This window comes from Streptomyces sp. NPDC004542, from assembly GCF_040610035.1.
In the GTDB taxonomy this organism is placed as follows: domain Bacteria; phylum Actinomycetota; class Actinomycetes; order Streptomycetales; family Streptomycetaceae; genus Streptomyces.
In genome coordinates, this window is sequence record NZ_JBEXLP010000053.1 from 20112 (window position 1) to 37090 (window position 16979).

Annotated in this window: 11 protein-coding genes; 6 read left to right on the top strand and 5 right to left on the bottom strand. The window is 72.4% G+C overall.

Annotated features, from left to right (window positions below):
- The first annotated feature begins 48 nt into the window (after positions 1-48).
- Together ABZX30_RS25230 and ABZX30_RS25235 are read left to right on the top strand one after the other, a co-directional pair.
- Positions 49-1443: an FAD-dependent oxidoreductase gene (locus tag ABZX30_RS25230; RefSeq protein ID WP_355937235.1), complete on the top strand. Its 1395-nt coding sequence runs from the start codon at positions 49-51 to the stop codon at positions 1441-1443.
- Positions 1444-1621: 178 nt separating this feature from the next.
- Positions 1622-3256, top strand: coding sequence for a PucR family transcriptional regulator ligand-binding domain-containing protein (locus ABZX30_RS25235; RefSeq protein ID WP_355937237.1), 1635 nt, complete (start codon positions 1622-1624; stop codon positions 3254-3256).
- Between the two features lie 23 nt (positions 3257-3279).
- On the opposite strand, the gene ABZX30_RS25240 is transcribed toward ABZX30_RS25235, so the two are convergent.
- From ABZX30_RS25240 to ABZX30_RS25250, 3 genes are all read right to left on the bottom strand, one after another.
- On the bottom strand, positions 3280-5838 hold the full coding sequence (locus tag ABZX30_RS25240; RefSeq protein WP_355937240.1) for a SpoIIE family protein phosphatase: 2559 nt from the start codon (positions 5836-5838) through the stop codon (positions 3280-3282).
- A gap of 58 nt (positions 5839-5896) precedes the next feature.
- The gene (locus tag ABZX30_RS25245) at positions 5897-6106 is read right to left on the bottom strand and encodes a hypothetical protein (protein WP_355937243.1); all 210 of its coding nucleotides are present in this window, start codon (positions 6104-6106) and stop codon (positions 5897-5899) included.
- A 120-nt stretch (positions 6107-6226) separates the two neighbouring features.
- Positions 6227-7483, bottom strand: a complete 1257-nt coding sequence (locus tag ABZX30_RS25250; RefSeq protein WP_355937246.1) for an MFS transporter — start codon at positions 7481-7483, stop codon at positions 6227-6229.
- A 1247-nt stretch (positions 7484-8730) separates the two neighbouring features.
- On the opposite strand from ABZX30_RS25250, the gene ABZX30_RS25255 reads away from it, so the two are divergent.
- From ABZX30_RS25255 to ABZX30_RS25270, 4 genes are read left to right on the top strand one after another with little or no spacing between them, the layout of a single operon-like run.
- Positions 8731-10047 carry a sugar ABC transporter substrate-binding protein gene (locus tag ABZX30_RS25255; RefSeq protein ID WP_355937248.1) on the top strand — a complete coding sequence of 439 codons (1317 nt, stop codon included), beginning with the start codon at positions 8731-8733 and terminating at the stop codon, positions 10045-10047.
- A gap of 5 nt (positions 10048-10052) precedes the next feature.
- The gene (locus ABZX30_RS25260) at positions 10053-11042 is read left to right on the top strand and encodes a sugar ABC transporter permease (RefSeq protein ID WP_355937250.1); all 990 of its coding nucleotides are present in this window, start codon (positions 10053-10055) and stop codon (positions 11040-11042) included.
- On the top strand, positions 11035-11889 hold the full coding sequence (locus ABZX30_RS25265) for a carbohydrate ABC transporter permease (protein WP_355937252.1): 855 nt from the start codon (positions 11035-11037) through the stop codon (positions 11887-11889). The genes ABZX30_RS25260 and ABZX30_RS25265 overlap by 8 nt, the downstream gene beginning before the upstream one ends.
- A 29-nt stretch (positions 11890-11918) precedes the next feature.
- Entirely contained in the window at positions 11919-13283 is a 1365-nt protein-coding gene (locus ABZX30_RS25270; protein ID WP_355937253.1) for a GH1 family beta-glucosidase, read from the top strand.
- A gap of 13 nt (positions 13284-13296) precedes the next feature.
- On the opposite strand, the gene ABZX30_RS25275 is transcribed toward ABZX30_RS25270, so the two are convergent.
- Positions 13297-14211 carry a YceI family protein gene (locus ABZX30_RS25275; RefSeq protein ID WP_355937256.1) on the bottom strand — a complete coding sequence of 305 codons (915 nt, stop codon included), beginning with the start codon at positions 14209-14211 and terminating at the stop codon, positions 13297-13299.
- A gap of 447 nt (positions 14212-14658) precedes the next feature.
- Positions 14659-16809 carry a competence protein CoiA family protein gene (locus ABZX30_RS25280; protein ID WP_355937259.1) on the bottom strand — a complete coding sequence of 717 codons (2151 nt, stop codon included), beginning with the start codon at positions 16807-16809 and terminating at the stop codon, positions 14659-14661.
- Positions 16810-16979: the final 170 nt, after the last annotated feature.

Sequence of the window (16979 nt, forward strand, 5' to 3'; positions counted from 1 at the left end):
GGTCCGCCCGAACAGACACCCGCTTCAGTCCGCTGCGAAAGGGATCCCATGTCCGCCCCCACAGCCGGCCCGACCGCCCTGGTCAACGGCCGCGTCGCCCACTGGTTCGCCGAACTCCCCGTCCCACGGCCGGCGCTGCCCGGCAACCGCGACGCCGACGTCTGCATCGTCGGAGCCGGGCTGACCGGTCTGTGGACGGCGTACTACCTGAAGAAGGCGGATCCCTCGCTGCGGATCACCGTCCTGGAAGCGGAGTTCGCCGGGTTCGGCGCCTCCGGACGCAACGGCGGCTGGGCCTCCGGTCTGGTCCCGGGCGCCCGGGACCGCCTCGCCGGACAGTACGGCCGCGAGGCCGTGCTGGACTGGCAGCAGGCCATGAACGAGGCGGTCGACGAGATCATCGAGGTCGCGGCCCGCGAGGGCATCGACGCCGACATCGTCAAGGGCGGCACCCTGCGGGTCGCCCGCACCCCCGCCCAGGCCACCCGGCTGCGCCACAAGGTCGAGCAGGACCACGAGTGGGGCGTCAAGGAGTCGGTGCTGCTCACCCCGGCCGAGGCGGACGGGCACATCCGCGTCGATGGGGTGACGGCCGCCGCCTACACCCCGCACTGCGCCCGGCTCCAGCCGGCCTCGCTGGTGCGGGGACTGGCCGGCACCGTCGAGGCGATGGGCGTCACCCTCTACGAGAAGACCCCGGTCACCGAGATCAGGCCGGGCCGGGCCGTCACCTCGCGGGGCGTCGTGTCGGCGCCGGTGGTGCTCCGTGCCACCGAGGGGTTCACCTCCTCGCTCAAGGGGCTGCGCCGGGCCTGGCTGCCCATGAACAGTTCGATGATCGTCACCGAGCCGCTGCCCGCGGAGGTCTGGGACGAGATCGGCTGGGAGGGCCGGGAGACCCTCGGCGACACCGCGCACGGCCACATGTACGCCCAGCGCACCCCGGACGACCGGATCGCCATCGGCGGCCGGGGGGTGCCCTACCGGTTCGGCTCCCGCACGGACAAGGACGGGCGGGTCAGCGAGAAGACCGTCGGGCAGCTGGTCGCCACGCTGAACACGATGATGCCGGCCACCACCGGGGCCCGGGTCGACCACGCCTGGTGCGGGGTGCTCGCGGTGCCGCGCGACTGGTCGGCGACGATCGGCCTGAACCGCTCCACCGGCCTCGGCCATGCCGGCGGCTACGTCGGCCACGGCGTGACCTCCACCAACCTGGCCGCCCGCACCCTCACCGACCTGGTGCTCGGGCGGGAGAGCGGGCTGACCCGGCTGCCGTGGGTGGGGCACCGTTCCGGCACCTGGGAGCCGGAGCCGTTCCGCTGGATCGGGGTGCGCGGACTGTACGTCGCGTACGGGTACGCCGACCGGCACGAGGCGGGCGGCCGGACCCGCACCTCGCCGATCGCCACCCTGGCCGATCTGATCGCCCGCCGTCCCTGACGGCCGGCGCCCCTCGCGCCGCCCGTCCTTCCTGTTTCCGCAGGCGGGGCGGGCGGCGGTGGCATAGCGGGGTAGGCAAGATCCTTTCTTGCGTGACGCCCGCACTCTTGCCAGAGTGGCCGGAAACATTCCGTCTACCTGCCGGTACCCGCGACCGGCGCCCCCGGAGTCTTCGCCCATGCCGTTCCTCACGGTCGCCGACTGTCTGCGGCTGCCCGTCCTGGCCGCCGGCCTGCCCAGAGTGGTGGCCGGGGAGGGCCGGCTGAGCCGGCCCGTCCGCTGGGTGCACGTCACCGAACTGCTCGACCCCGCCTCCTTCCTGGAGGGCGGCGAGCTGGTCCTCACCACCGGCATGCCGCAGCCCGGCGACCCGGCCCGGCTGCGGGACTACGTCGACCAGCTCGCCGACGTCCAGGCCGCCGGGCTGGTCATCGAACTCGGCCGCCGCTACCAGCAGGCCCCCGCCGAGCTGGTCACCGCCTGCCGGGAACGCGACCTGCCGCTGATCGTGCTGGCCCGGGGCGTCCGCTTCATCGAGGTCACCCAGACCGTGCACGCGCTCATCCTGGACGCGCAGGGCGAACTGCTCCGCCGCTCTCAGCAGGTGCACGACATCTTCACCGCCCTCACCCTGCGCAGGGCCCGGCCCGGGGAACTGGTGAAGGCGGCGGCCGAGCTCACCGGCCAGCCGGTGGTGCTGGAGAACCTGGTGCACCACGCGGTCGAGTACCACACCGCCGGGCTGCCCGTCGGCCAGGTGCTCGACGCGTGGCCGCGGCGTTCCCGGGCGACGCCCACCCCGGACCGGACGGGCCTGAGCGGGCCCGAGGACTGGATGGTGGCGCCGGTGGTGCAGGAGGGACGGCGCTGGGGACGACTGGTCATGCTGCCCGCCCCGGCCGGCGGTCCGGCCGGACCGGAGCACGGCATGATCCTCGAGCGTGCCGCCGTCGCCCTGACCTTGGCCCGGCTGACCGGCCAGGACCGGTGGGACCGCCAGGCCCACCGGTCGGTCCTGGTGGACCTGATGGAATGGCGGGTGACGAGCCGGACCGAGGCCCGGATACGCACCGAGGCACTCGGGCTGCCCACCGTCGGGCACCGGCTCATCGGCCTGGTCGTCGACGACGGATGCCTGCCCGCCGGCGCCGGGGACGGCCTCGACGACCGCCTCGCCGAGGAACTGCGCAACTCCGGGGTGCGGGCCCTCGTCGGCCGTCTGTCCCCGCACCGCCTCGGCGTCCTGCTGGCGCTGGCCCTGGCGAGCGCCTGGCAGCCGGTCGTGGAGCGGCTGTCCGACATGGCCACCGAGGTGCTGGGCGCACGGCCCGTCGTCGCCGTCGGCCCCGGGGAGACGGACATCGGGCAGGTGGCCCGGTCCTTCCGGGAGGCCGAGCAGGTGGCCGACGCCATCGGACCCGCCACCCCCTCCCGGCCGTTCCACGTGCCCTCCGACATCGGACTGCCGGAGCTCATGTACGCGCTGCGTGAGGACGTCCGGGTGCAGAAGTACGTGGAGCGGCAGCTCGGCCGGCTCGTCCAGCACGACGACCGGCACGACTCGGACCTGCTCGCCACCCTGCGCGGCTACCTCGCCGCGGGGGGCAACAAGTCCATCGCGGCCCGGCAGGTCGGCCTCTCCCGGCAGGCGCTCTACCAGCGGCTGCACACCATCGAACGGCTCCTCGGGAGCGACCTGGAGTCCGGCGCGCAGTGCACCCAGCTCCATGTGGCGATCACCGCGCTGGACGCCCTGACCGGCGGGGCGTCCGCGCAGCCGGAGCGGTGCCGGGGCCGGAGGTCCGGCGCCTGATCCCGCGCCGCGGCGGGGGAGGGTCAGTCCCCGGCCCGGCGGGACGCCCGCGGCGGCCGCGGATGGAGCAGCAGCAGGGCGATGTCGTCGCTGCGGGGAACGGCCCGCGAGGTGTGGTCCATGAGGTGGTCGGCGACGGCGTCGAGAGGCTGGTCACCCGCCCGTGCGAGGTGGTCGGCGAGCGCGGCGGTGGCGTCGTCGGGATCGACCCCGGGTGATTCGACCAGGCCGTCGGTGTACAGGGCGAGCACGGTGCCGGGCGGCAGGGCGATCTCCTCGCCCTGGTAGTCGGCGGCGGGGTCGATGCCCAGCAGGAGCCCGGGCGGCGGGCTGACGACCTCGGTGTGTCCGTCGGGACGGCGCAGCAGCGCGGGCGGGTGTCCGGCGCTGGCCAGCCGGGCGCGGTGGTGCGCGAGGTCGACGTGGACGTACAGGCAACTGGCGAAGAGCCCGGCGTCGAAGTCGGTGAGCAGGCGGTTGGTGCGGGCGAGGACCTCACCCGGGGGAGCGCCGGCGGTGGCGTGCACGGCGGTGCGGACCTGTCCCATGACGGCGGCCGCGGTCATGTTGTGGCCCTGGACGTCGCCGATGGCGGCGGCGACCCCGGTGCCGCCCAGCCGGATGAGGTCGTAGAAGTCGCCGCCGACGTCCATGCCGTGGGCCGCGGGCAGGTAGCGGGCGGCGATCTCCAGCCCCGGCACGGCCGGCAGGGCCTGGGGCAGCAGGCCGGTCTGCAGATTGTGGGCGAGCTGGTGCTTGGCGTCGTACAGCCGCGCGCGGTCCAGGGCCTGGGCGATGAGTCCGGCCAGCGAGGTCAGGACGGCGCGCTCGTCGCAGGTGAAGGGGCGGGGCCGGTCGAAGGTCAGGGTCCAGCAGCCCACGGGACGGCCGGAGACGATCAGCGGCAGGAAGGCCCAGGCCGACCTTTTGGTCAGCCGCGGGATGTCGGGGTGGAACCGTTCCATCTCCCGCGGGGTGGAGAAGAAGAGCGGGGCCGCCTCGGCCAGCGCGTACACGGTGGGAGCCGACCGGTCCGTGAGCGGCGGCCCGTCGAGGGGGCGGAGGACCTCGGGCCGGTACCCGCGGGAGCCGACGATGCACAGCCGGCCGCCTTCGGTCACCGCCAGGACGAAGCCCTGGGCGTCGAAGGCGGGCATGATCTCGTCGGCGGACAGTTCCACCACGTCCCGCACGCTGACGGCCTGGGTCAGGGAGGCGGCCAGGTGCAGCAGGTCGTACAGGGCGCGGGCCCTGGTCGGCCCGGCGGTGCCGGCCCCGGAGCCCGGGCGCGGGCGGTCCGCCGGGCCGGTGCGCTCGGCGGGGGTGATGCGGACGCTGACGCCGGAGTCGTCCGGGTGGAGCTGGAAGTCCAGCCACTGGTCCGGTGGGCGCCTGGCCGTGAAGAAGGCCGGGCGGCGGCTGATCACGGCGGCCCGGTGGTGATCCTGGAAGACCGGCTCGTCCAGCCAGGCCAGTGCCTCCCACAGCGGTGTGCCGAGCAGGTCCGCGGTGCCGCCGCCGAGCAGGTCGCGGGCGGCGGCACTGACGAAGGTGATCCGGCCCTCCAGATCGAGCCCGACGCAGCCCTCCGCGAGGCGGTCGACGAGGTCCACGGCGGCCAGCGCCTCCGGCAGGCGGGGGACCTGGGCGCCCTGCGGGCCCGGCACGTGCGGTCGTTCCCCGGGCAGGATCGGACGGCCGTCCCCGGCGGCCTGCCGCAGCAGCGCACCCGTACGCTCGCAGACGGCGCTGATCACCTCGCGCTGGTGGGCGCTCAGTTCCGGCGGATGCGAGCCGGGCCACAGCAGTGCCAGCGCGCCCCAGGTGACCGTGTCGGCCGTGACCGGTGCGGCGGCCACCGCCGCGGGGTAGGGGAACGCGAGCGCGATCCTCGGGTAGCGGCGGGCCAGTTCCGTATGACTGCCGACCCACACCGGCCGCCGCTCACGGACCGCGTCGGCCACCGGCCCGGCGCCCGCCGGCGCCACCCGTTCCCAGATTCCCGCGGCCCTGCCGCCGGTCGTCACGGCCGGCCGCAGCTCCCCCCGGTCCGGGGACAGGAGGAAGAGACCGCCCGCGGACGCGTCCGCCTCCCGCACCGCCCGCAGGAGCAGGGGCTCCAGCAGCTCGCAGCCGGTGCCACCGGCGGTGGCATCCTCCGGCGCGGCCCGCGCATCCTCCGGCGCGGCCTCGACCCGCCCGAAGCGGCGTCTGGCCGTCGTCCCGGTGATGCCCAGGGCGGCACCGATGCGCGCCCAGCTGGCCCCGGCCCGCCGGTCGGCGAGCACCGCACGCTCCACCAGCTGCCCGGCCAGCCGGAAGACCTCGGCCACCGCGGCGCTGTTCCCGCCCATCGCGGCCTGCCCCGCGGGCAGGTCGTCCGCCTGGTGCAGTACCGTCCGCGCCCGGGCCAGCAGCTCCGCGTCGGCGAGCACCATCGCCTGCCGGGCCGTGGCCGCGCCTTCCGAGCGACGGCGTGCCCGCCAGGCCGCCTGCCGGTGCGCCGGGCGGCAGTACCGCCGCTGGGCGCCGCCCTGATCCGGCAGCGGCGTCCCGCACCAGCCGCACCGAACATCACGCATATGTGCACCATACGCACGAAACGGGTGATGGTGTATCCCCGGCGGCCGGGCCGGCGGCTCAGCTTCCGGGGATCGGCTGCTCCGCCCAGATCACCTTGCCGCAGGGTGGGTGACGGGTACCCCAGCGCTGGGCGAGCCGGGCGAGGAACAGGCCGTGACCGCCCTCGTCGGTCATGGCCGCCCGACGCCCCGGCCCCACCGGCTCACCGGCCAGGAAGCGCTCACGGCTCAGTGCCATGGCACGGTCGCCGGGACCGTCGTGAGCCATGCGAACCACTTCCCGCCGATGGACGACCCGGATGATGCAACGAAACCACAGCACACCTGGGCGAACGACGTGGATCGGGCGAAAGCCCGGCATGATACGGCGGCGCGGACGGGTGCCTCTTCAGCCCGGGGCTTTGCCGATCCCGGCCGGGGACTCGCCGAGGAACGACTGCCCCCGGCGGCCCAGGCCGAGCAGGGCCCACAGGGAGAAGGCCAGCGGGACGGCCCCGGAGACGATCACCTGGCCGCGGCTGGAGACGAGGGCGTTCGGGGTGCCCAGGACGAAGCCCAGGCCGATGCAGATGCGCGACAGTGCCTGGTAGCAGGCCCACGCGCTGCCGTGCACCTCTGCCGGCACCTGGCTGTGCACGGCATTTCGTAGACCGACATTGCATACACCGTTGCCGAACCCGCCCAGCAGGAACAGCGGGAAGATCACCGCGGCCACCGGCAGCAGTCCGGCGCTCAGCAGGGCGACGGAGATGCCGAGCACTCCGCCCAGGATGAGCGCGGTGTGCCGCGCCGACCAGCCCGCGCGGCCGGCCAGGAGCGCGCCGGGAATGCTGCCCAGCGCCCAGGTGGCCAGGAAGAACCCGAAGAGGGTTTCGTTGCCGTCGGCGACGTTGCGCAGATAGAAGACGCCGGCGACCCCCTCGATGCTGGTGGCCAGCATCGCCGCGGCGAGCGTGGGCAGCAGCATGCCCACCACCGGGGCCTCGCGCAGGGCGTGGTAGCCGTCCGAGAGCTTCGCGGCCGGCCGGCGTCCGACCGACACGTCCGTACGGCGCGGGACGGCCAGTGCCGTGCACCCGGCGAGAAGGAGGAACGACACGGCGTCGGCGCCGAGCAGGAACGCGGTGCCGCGCGCGGAGTGCAGGAAGCCGGCCAGCGGCGGGCCGATCAGCCCGGCCGTCGACAGTCCCGCGGTGAGCAGGCTGTTGGCCCGTCCGGTGTGCTCGCTGCCCGCGACCACCGGCAGCATCTTGAAACCGGCCGTCACCGACGCCACACCGGCCAGCCCCGACAGGGCGATCAGCGCCACCCGCAGGTGGAAGGCGTCCACGGCGGCGGCGGCACCGAAGGACAGCGCCTGAACGGTCAGCGCCGACAGGCACACCGACCGGGCGCTGATCCGGTCCACCAGTGCCCCGACCAGGGGAGCGGCGAGCACGGTGGGGATCAGTTCGGCCAGGAAGACCTCGGTGACCCCCCAGCGGATGCCGTGGTCCGCCGCGTCCAGCACCATGCCGAGGGAGGCGAGGGAGTCGCCCACGCGCGAGAAGAGCGTTCCCGCGATCAGGGCCAGAGCGGGTGCCGGGATCATCAGGCCGCGGCGCAGTGTGGCGAACCTCGTCTTCCGCGTTTTGTGCGTGTCCAATCGAGTCCAATCCATCTGCTTGCCGTGATCATTTCAAGTCTGCTGTGGGAACAGGTTAGGTCTGCTCCGAAGGCGGGAGGGCGTCCACCGGCCACGCCCCGGCCACCGTCCGGACACCGCCCGGGCGGTGTCCGGCGAGGCCCGGACCGGACGCCGGCATCCCGGCTTCTCGGCCATGTCCGGTGCCGGGCGCGGGCGGACACCCGGCGCGCCGGTACCGCGGACCGCGGGGGCTTCGGCGGCCGTCCCGCCCGCCCGCCCATGGGTCGCCGCGGCGCAACTTCCGTGTGCCGGGCGTGTGGTCACCGCCATCGCGACCGGGTGGCGGATTCTCCGGCCGCTGTCCGCCGGTGTTCTGTCAGCGGCACTCGACCGTCGCTTTTCGGACGGACGCGGGTCCGTAACAGCCCTCCCGGTGCACCGTCTCCGGCACGCCGCTCCCTGCGTGGCAGCGTGCCGCCGCCGCCCCGTGGTTGGCCGATGCCTGTCGGACGAATGTCCGGAAAGTATCGGGCCGGTGGAACGAATTCCAGGAAGAGCGCGGAGGAACGGTACCGAACCGGAATCTCCGTGTTTTCCCCGCCTGTCGGGGAGCTTCGGCAATACCGGGCACCGAAAGAAATTCGGTGCCCCAACCCGGCCGTCCTCCCTGCACCCACGATGCGTCGCGCGCCGCCACCACGGGACGGCGTGCTGTGCGTGACCAGCCGACCGGTGAGGGGAGCTGCGCCGTGCGTGACCACGCCGTCGTCGCCGCTCCCCGTTCCCGGTACGAGGTGATCCTCGTGTCCTCGTCCGTCCGGTGCCCGCAGCGCGGCCGGCACCGGAACCCCGCGGCACACCGCTGACGTATTCCGCATCCGTATGCCACATCCGTCGCCTCGGTGCCCACCGACGACCTCCTGCCGACGGTCGATCGGCCATTTGTCTGCCCGGGAATCGCGCCGCCCATTCCGCATCCATGCGAAAGGCATCGGGTCATGCGCACCGCACTCCGTCCGCACGTCACCCCTGAGTCGGCCGCCGTCCGCGATCTGGGCATCCTCGCCCACGTCGACGCCGGCGCGGTGGGGTCTTGGGAGCGCTCTCTCGCCGGTGAATGTTTCAACTGCCCGAACGGGCGCGTCAAGAGGCGGGACCGGAGTTCCGTGAGCGTTGCCGCACCCCTTGACGGGTCTCTTCTCCTCGGTTTAACTCACGTCCTAAATTAAGCCGTGAGTGTCATCCCCGAAGGGACACCGGGAGCCATGCGCAGCATCCGAGTCGCGGCCGTGGGGGCCGTCACCCTGTCTCTCGCCCTGGCCGCCTCGGCCTGCGGAGGCGGTTCACCGACGGGCGGGGGGTCCAACGACTCACCGAAGACGCTGACCTACTGGGCGTCCAACCAGGGCGCGAGCATCCCGGTGGACAAGAAGGTCCTCCAGCCCGAACTCGACAAGTTCGCCAGGCGGACCGGCATCAAGGTGAAGCTGGAGGTCGTGCCCTGGTCCGACCTGCTCAACCGGATCCTCACCGCGACCACCTCAGGTCAGGGCCCCGACGTCCTGAACATCGGCAACACCTGGAGCGCCTCCCTGCAGGCCACCGGCGCGCTGCTGCCCTGGGACGCGGGGAACTTCGGCAAGATCGGCGGCAAGGACCGCTTCGTCGACTCGGCGCTCGGCTCGACCGGCGCGGCCGGCCAGGATCCGGCCGCGGTGCCGCTGTACTCGATGGCGTACGCGCTCTACTACAACAAGAAGATCTTCGCCGACGCCGGCATCGCCAAGCCCCCGGCCACCTGGGACGAACTCGTCGCCGACGGCAGGAAGATCAGGGCGAAGGGCAAGGCGGTCCTCGGCGCCGAGGGCGCGAACCTCGCCGAGAACATCCACCACGTCTTCGTCTTCGCCAAGCAGCACGGCGCCGACTTCTTCACCGCCGACGGCAAACCCGACTTCACGGACGACGGCGTGGTCGCCGCGGTCCAGCAGTACGTCGGCCTCATGGCGAAGGACAAGGTCATCCCCGCCGGTGACGCCGAGTACGCGCAGAACCAGTCGGTGAGCGACTTCGCCAAGGGCAAGCTGGCGATGCTGCTGTGGCAGTCCGCGTCCGCCAACCTCACGTCGCAGGGCATGAACGAGGACGACTACGGCATCGCACCCGTGCCCGTCCCCTCCGGCACCCCCGGCACCGGCACCCAGGTCAACTCGATGGTCGCGGGCATCAACCTGGCCGTCTTCAAGAACACCGACAACCTCGACGGCGCCATGAAGTTCGTGAAGTTCATGACCGGCGACGAGGAGCAGAAGATCCTCAACACGGCCTACAGCACCATCCCGCCGGTCCGCTCCGCCCAGTCCGACGCCGCGTTCGCCACCCCCGCGAACGCCGTCCTGAAGGACACCCTGGCCAAGAGCGCCGTCGCGCTGCCACAGGTCGCGGACGAGTCGCAGTTCGAGACGGCGGTCGGTACGGCCGTGAAGGAACTGTTCGCCGACGCGGCCGCCGGACGCGCGGTCACCACCGCCTCGGTGAAGGCACGGCTCGCCAAGGCCCAGCAGCAGATGCCCGCGAAGTGAGCCCGATGACGACCACCGCCGTGCGGGAGACAGCGCGGGGGGACGCATCCGGTGCGCCGGCTCGCGAACCCCGCCGCCGCGCCGGGCGGATCCGCCGCACCGGGCTGCCGTACCTGCTGCTCCTGCCCGCCCTGCTCCTCGAACTCCTCGTCCACCTGGTGCCGATGGCCGTCGGCGTCGTGATGAGCTTCAAGGAACTGACACAGTTCTACATCCGCGACTGGGGCACCGCCCCATGGTCCGGCTTCGCCAACTACCGCGTCGCCGTGGACTTCGACGCCCCCGTCGGCGAGGCGCTGCTGCACTCCTTCTTCGTCACCGTCGGCTTCACCCTGCTGTCGGTCGCCCTGTGCTGGCTGACCGGCACGGCCGCCGCCGTCTTCATGCAGGACACCTTCCGCGGCCGCGGCCTGCTGCGCGCCCTGTTCCTGGTGCCGTACGCGCTGCCCGTCTACGCGGCCGTCATCACCTGGGTGTTCATGTTCCAGCACGACAACGGCCTGGTGAACCACGTCCTGCACGACCAGCTGCACCTCACCGGCAAGCCGTCCTTCTGGCTGATCGGCGACAACAGCTTCTACGCGCTGCTCGTCGTGTCGGTGTGGAAGGGCTGGCCGTTCGCGTTCCTCATCGTGACGGCGGGGCTGCAGAACATCCCCGGCGAGCTGTACGAGGCCGCCGCACTGGACGGCGCCGGGGTGTGGCAGCGGATCCGCCGCATCACCCTGCCGTCGCTGCGCCCGGTCAACCAGGTGCTGGTCCTGGTGCTGTTCCTGTGGACGTTCAACGACTTCAACACCCCGTACGTCCTGTTCGGCCGGGCCGCGCCGCAGGCGGCGGACCTCGTCTCGGTGCACATCTACCAGGCCTCCTTCGTCACCTGGAACTTCGGCACCGGCTCGGCCATGTCCGTCCTGCTGCTGCTGTTCCTGCTGCTCGTGACGGGCCTGTACCTGATGTTCACCTCGCGCGGACGGAGGACCGCCGATGTCTGACTCGCCGACGGCGCCGCCCCGTTCGTTCCTGTGGTCCCGGCGGATCTTCCTCACCCTGCTCACCGGCTTCGTACTGGTCCCGGTGTACGTGATGGTCTCCGGCTCGCTGAAGCCCCTCGCGGACGTGACGGGCGAGTTCCGCTGGCTGCCCAGCCATCTGACGGTCCGTCCGTACCTCGACATCTGGTCGACGGTCCCGCTCGCCCGGTACTTCATGAACTCGCTGATCGTCGCGGGCGCGGCGACGGTCTGCTCGGTGGTCGTCGCGGTGTTCGCCGCCTACGCCGTCAGCCGCTACGGCTTCCGGGGCAGGCGCGTCTTCACGGTCACCGTGCTGTCGACGCAGATGTTCCCGGGCATCCTCTTCCTCCTGCCTCTCTTCCTGCTCTACGTCAACATCGGCAACGCCACCGGCATCGCCCTGTTCGGCTCGCGCGGCGGCCTGATCCTGACCTACCTCACCTTCTCCCTGCCGTTCTCGGTCTGGATGCTGATCGGGTACTTCGACTCGGTGCCGCGCGACCTGGACGAGGCGGCGCTGGTGGACGGCTGCGGGCCGCTCGGCGCGCTGCTCAGGATCGTCGTGCCGGCCGCGGTCCCGGGGATCGTCGCGGTCGCCGTGTACGCGTTCATGACCGCCTGGGGAGAGGTGCTCTTCGCGTCGGTGATGACCAACGACACCACGCGCACCCTGGCCGTCGGCCTCCAGGGCTACTCCACGCTCAACGACGTCTACTGGAACCAGATCATGGCCGCCTCGCTCGTCGTCAGCGTGCCCGTGGTCGCGGGCTTCCTGCTGCTGCAGCGCTACCTCGTCGCCGGGCTGACGGCGGGCGCCGTCAAGTGAACCGCACCCCGCACCCCGAAGGGACTTCCGTGTCCGTACCCATCGACCTCGCCGCACTCCCGCACGACTTCCTGTGGGGCACGGCCACCGCCGCGTACCAGATCGAGGGAGCCGTCGCCGAGGACGGCCGCGCGCCGTCGATCTGGGACACCTTCTCCCACACCCCGGGGAAGACCGCGAACGGCGACCACGGTGACGTGGCCTGCGACCACTACCACCGCTGGCGCGAGGACATCGCCCTGATGCGGCGACTGGGCACCAACGCCTACCGCCTGTCCGTGGCCTGGCCCAGGGTGATGCCCGACGGAACGGGCCCGGTGAACCCGCGGGGCCTGGACTTCTACGACGCGTTGGTCGACGGCCTCCTGGAGGCGGGCATCACCCCCGCCGTCACCCTCTACCACTGGGACCTGCCCCAGGCGCTCCAGGACCGCGGCGGCTGGCCGGAGCGCAACACCGCCCTCGCGTTCGCCGAGTACGCGTCCGCCGTCGCCGCCCGCCTCGGCGACCGCGTCAAGCTCTGGGCCACCCTCAACGAGCCGTCCTGCTCGGCCTGGATCGGCCACCTGGAGGGCACGATGGCCCCCGGCTGGAGGGACCTGACGGCAGCCGTCCGTGCCTCCTACCACCTCCTGCTCGGCCACGGCCTCGCCACCCGCGCCGTCCGGGCCGCCGCACCCGACGCCCAGGTGGGCATCGTCAACAACCTCTCCACCGTGCACCCGGCCACCGACCGCCCCGAGGACGCCGCGGCCGCCCGCCGCCACGACGGCCACGTCAACCGCTGGTGGCTCGACCCGGTCCACGGCAGGGGATTCCCGGCGGACATGCTCCAGACGTACGGCGTCGAACTGCCCGCCCTGCCGGGCGACCCGGAGACGATCGCGGCGCCCCTGGACTGGCTCGGCCTGAACTACTACTTCCCGGCGTACGTCGCCGACGACCCCGACGGCCCGGCGCCGTACGCCCGTTCCGTGCGCCGCGAGGGCGTCCCGCGCACCGGCATGGACTGGGAGATCGACGCGAGCGGCATCGAGACGCTGCTGCTGCGTCTCACCGAGGAGTACGGCGCGCGCAGGATCCACGTCACCGAGAACGGCTCGGCCTTCCCGGACGTGGTCCGCCCCGACGGCACCGTCGACGATCCCGAACGCCGGGACTACCTGGAGCGGCATCTCGCCGCCTGCGCCTCCGCCGCCCGCAAGGGGGCGCCGCTGGCCGGCTACTTCGCCTGGTCGCTGCTGGACAACTTCGAGTGGGCGTACGGCTACGACAGGCGGTTCGGACTCGTCCACGTGGACTACCGGACCCAGGCGCGGACGATCAAGGGGTCGGGGTACCGGTACGGGGAGATCGTCCGCGGCCACCGGGAGGGGGTGGCGAGGGCCGCCTGACCGCCGGGCCGGCCTACTCCGGGGGTGTGGGGGTCCCGGCGTCGCGGTACATCGCCTGGACGTCCAGCTCCAGTTGCACGGTCGGTCCGACGACCGCGATGCCGCGGGCCAGCATCGAGCGCCAGTTGAGGGTGAAGTCCTCGCGGTGCAGTTCGGTCCTGGCCAGTGCCGCGCAGCGCAGTTCCTGCTCGTAACCGCCGTTCACCGTGCCGAGGTAGGTGGTGTCCAGGCCCACGGAACGACTGGTCCCGTGCATGGTGAGCGTGCCGTTCAGCGTCCAGCGGGAGCCGCCGCGGTAGACGAACCGGGTGCTCGTGAAGTCGATGTACGGGTAGCGCTCGACGTCGAGGAAGTCGGCGGACCGCAGATGGGTGTCGCGGGTCTTGTTGCCGGTGGTGATGCTGGAGGCGTCGATGCGCACCGAGACCTGGGAATCGGCCATGTCCGGCGCGATGCGGATACCGCCCTGGAAACGGGTGAAGCGGCCGTGGACGTGAGCCATGCCCACGTGCTTGGCGATGAACCGGATGGCGGTGTGCGGCGGATCGAACAACCAGGTTCCGGGCGGCGGGAGTTCCAGCTGACGGGCGGGCAGCAGCCCGATGCGCGCCGGGGGAAGGACGGCTCCGGCAGCTATCTCGACGTTGTCGCGGGCGGGCGTGAGGCCCTCCGCCACGGCCATCACGCTGTAGGTCCCGGGCGGCAGCGTGACCATGAACAGGCCGTACGGATCGGTGGTGCCGCGGGCCACGGCCCGATGGCTGTCCAGCGCGGTCACCGTGACCTCGACACCGGCCAGGGGCTGCCCCATCGGATCGACGACCTCGCAGCCGTACGCTCCCGCGCCGGCCGGCAGGGGCACGGAGCGGCCCGGCGCGGCACCGGAAGCGCTGCCGGAACGCCACCGCTGGAGCAGTCCGAGTGCCATGCTGTCCACCTTTCCTCGTACGTCCCACCACGGCGAGCCGCCCCGCTGCCGACGCCTCTCGGCCGCCACAACGCGTCCAGGCTCGTTGCAGGCGCGATGAAGTCAACTGTTCAACGATCATAGTCGGGTGACGCGGTGTCGACCTGCACCCGTACCGCGGTACGAAACTCCTTTCCCGTGTGCCGGATCGCCGATGTCCGCCTGATCGCGGGCTCGGCGGTGGTGATCACCTCTGTCGCTTTGCATCGGTGCTGTGGCGAAGGCCACGCGTCGGCGGTGCGGTGTTCACGCGTGACGCGCGGTTCCCTCACGAGGTCCGCACACTTCACCGGGCGCCGCCGGGCCTCCCGCCGGCAGCGTGGTGGGCGGGAGCACCGGCTTCCGGGTGGTCATGGACGACGGCTGCCGCGGCAACTACGTCAGGGCGTAGGGCTGGGCCTCGGCTCGTCACCGCAGTTCCTGGTGCCGGCGCAGTGCCGTGCGCCAGTGCATGAGCAGTGCCTCGGGCGGAGGTGTCGTCCGGTCCAGGTGGCACAGGACCTGCCGGTAGAGCGGATGGGGCCGGTCACTGCCGTGCGCGGTGACCAGCGCGGACAGCAGGGGCCGCCCGGCCGGTGTGTCACGGTCGGCCTCGACCAGTACCGCGACCTTGTCGTCCGGGTGGAGAGCGGAAAGAGGAGCCCCGATCCGCAGACTCAGCTCGCCCCAGGTCGTCGTACGCCCCTCACGCGCGGCCCGTCGTAGTGCGAGGCGTACGGCGACGGCGTGGCGGCGCAGCTCGGACAGCGTGGGGCGCTCGGTGATACGCGTCAGGTGCCGCCGCCAGCGTGCGATGTCACGGCGTTCCTCCTCCGCCAGCTCCTCTCCGAGCTCTGCGGCGAGTCGCTCGGCACCGCGCAGCGCGCGACCCAGCTGGTCCGGGAGGAGGTCGTCACCCTCACGGTTGAGCCGGTCGACGAGAACGGACAGGCGCTCCCAGGTGTCGTGGAACTCCTCGGCCAACCGGTCCACCAGTCCTGCGGTGAGGCCCCGCACGAGCTCGTGGGTCTCCGCCGACCAGGCGGCCCGTTCCGCCAGGTGGAGGTTGCGCTCGAAGGCGACGAGATCACCGGCCTGTTGTGCCTCGTGCGCCAGGTCGAGCAGCGCGTCGAAGGCCGCGCGGCGCCGGGTGGCGGCGGGGTCGGTCCGCTGTCCGCCCTCCGACGGCCGAGGCCGGGTCTCGTGGACCGGGAGGGACGGGGAGTTCGCCTCTGCGTCCCTGCTGTACGCCGCGTGGGCACGTGCGCGCTCGCGGTCCCAGATGCCGGCCACCTCGGCGTCCGAGAAGGGCCCCGGCCGGCCGAGCCCGCGCAGCACCTCTCCGAAGAACGGGGCCGGGCCGCCGTGCCGGCCCTTGATGAGGGCGGAGAGGACGGGTTTGCCCGGCGTACGGGGCTGCTCGGCCCGGACGAGCAGTTCCCGCCATCGCTCCGCGGGAAGTCCGTGGCCGGGGAGGGACGCTCGCCTGCACAGCGTGGACACCGTCACGACGTTCCCGCTCCGTGCCGCGTTCTCCAGCGTCTCGCGGAAGGACCTGACGAGGTCGGCGTCAGAGGGCAGGCGGCTGCCGTCCGTCCGCTGCCCGGCGGAGGTCTCGGGCTGGAGGCGGTGCAGTGCCTCGGCGTGAATCAGCCATGTGCCGTCGTCGTCGACGGAGAGGGTGGCGCCCGTCGGCAGGTATGCGGCCTCGGCATCGGGAGGTGGCGCGTGAGCGGGCAGGGACAGGCGGGCGTCGACGCGTAGGGAGACTTCGAAGAAGCGGTGCGTGTCGGTGGTGCGGGACTGCCTGGCCCCGCCGATGAGGACGGAGGCCGGGGTGAGCGGCAGTCCCGCCGGGACGGCATGACGCGGAACGATGCCGTTCGGCGTGTGGAGGAGCTCCGGGGTGACGATGCCCTGCGGGGACAGCGTGCACTGCGCGAGCGGGACCCACTTCACCGGCCTGTCCGGGAACTGGGTGCCGATCTCGACGATGCGGGTCGCTCCGAGGGACCGGCACTGCACGCGGAGTGCGTACCCGGTGCGGTCGACCTGCCAGTTGGCGAGGAGACTGTCGGGTCCGAAGATCCAGTCGAGCTGCGGGCGCCGGACGCGGAGCTCCGCGTCGCTCGTCTCCCACTCGCGCTTCGACCGCCGGGCGAGCTGGACGCGTATCAGCCGCCCGGTGTCGTACGCCACGTCGACGACGTCCCGGACCTGGTGTCCCTTCGGCTTGTAGGCGGGCTGGGCCGCGCGCTGCTTCTGCCGTTTCAGCCAGTCGGCGAGTGCCCGCCCGATGTAGAGATGATCGGCGCCGGCCTCGTCACCGTCCGTACGACGGCAGTCGACCGCGCCGGCCACGTGGGCGAAGTGGCACTTGCGGTCGCGGTACTGCTTGGGGGCCAGTTTCCTGCCGCAGCCGCCGAGGAGTGTGCCGCAGAAGAAGGAGCGCTCGGGGTGCAGGCGCATGAACGACGCGAAGTCGTCGGCGTCCATGGGGAGGAACACCGGCAGGTCCGAGCCGACGTGCCCGGACACGGCCGTCTGGACCTTGCGGGTGTCTTCCTCGGTGAACGGCATGAAGGCTCCGGGCTGGGTGAGTCGACGGCCGACGCGGGGTTTCTGTCCGTCGACACCGCCGACGCGTCGAAGCCGTGTGCCCCGGGCGACGACCGCGGGGCCAACCGGCCCGAAGGGCCTGCCGGTCCAGGACGAGCGCGTACATGCAGATGCCGACCTTCCGGATGCGG

Bases quoted from the DNA above. Each gene is read 5' to 3' on its own strand.
- ABZX30_RS25275 (WP_355937256.1), bottom strand. From the start codon at position 14,211: ATGGCACTCGGACTGCTCCAGCGGTGGCGTTCCGGCAGCGCTTCCGGT.
- ABZX30_RS25245 (WP_355937243.1), bottom strand. From the start codon at position 6,106: ATGGCTCACGACGGTCCCGGCGACCGTGCCATGGCACTGAGCCGTGAG.
- ABZX30_RS25260 (WP_355937250.1), top strand. From the start codon at position 10,053: ATGACGACCACCGCCGTGCGGGAGACAGCGCGGGGGGACGCATCCGGT.
- ABZX30_RS25280 (WP_355937259.1), bottom strand. From the start codon at position 16,809: ATGCCGTTCACCGAGGAAGACACCCGCAAGGTCCAGACGGCCGTGTCC.
- ABZX30_RS25230 (WP_355937235.1), top strand. From the start codon at position 49: ATGTCCGCCCCCACAGCCGGCCCGACCGCCCTGGTCAACGGCCGCGTC.
- ABZX30_RS25265 (WP_355937252.1), top strand. From the start codon at position 11,035: ATGTCTGACTCGCCGACGGCGCCGCCCCGTTCGTTCCTGTGGTCCCGG.
- ABZX30_RS25235 (WP_355937237.1), top strand. From the start codon at position 1,622: ATGCCGTTCCTCACGGTCGCCGACTGTCTGCGGCTGCCCGTCCTGGCC.
- ABZX30_RS25255 (WP_355937248.1), top strand. From the start codon at position 8,731: ATGCGCAGCATCCGAGTCGCGGCCGTGGGGGCCGTCACCCTGTCTCTC.
- ABZX30_RS25240 (WP_355937240.1), bottom strand. From the start codon at position 5,838: ATGCGTGATGTTCGGTGCGGCTGGTGCGGGACGCCGCTGCCGGATCAG.